The organism is Acinetobacter sp. USHLN143, assembly GCF_037145695.1.
In the GTDB taxonomy this organism is placed as follows: Bacteria; Pseudomonadota; Gammaproteobacteria; order Pseudomonadales; family Moraxellaceae; genus Acinetobacter; species Acinetobacter fasciculus.
On sequence record NZ_JBBCWZ010000367.1, the window covers coordinates 1 to 214 of the forward strand.

The 214-nt window shown below is 38.8% G+C and carries 1 protein-coding gene; it reads left to right on the top strand.

The annotated features are described in order from the left end of the window. Positions 1 to 214 (top strand): DDE-type integrase/transposase/recombinase (locus WFH18_RS18415; protein ID WP_336755481.1); only part of this gene is annotated, 214 nt, incomplete at both ends.

Here is a 214-nt window from a genome sequence, read left to right on the forward strand (position 1 = left end):
TAATACCAAATCAGCATATTGTTTTCTTGGAAAAATTTTAAATAATGTGAAGAAGTGGCAAATTCCACAAGTGATCAACACGGATAAAGCACCCACATATGGACGTGCTTTGTCGCGACTAAAACAGGAAGGAAAGTGTCCTGAAGACCTGGACCATCGACAGATTAAATACAAGAATAACGTGATTGAATGTGATCATGGCAAGCTCAAACGG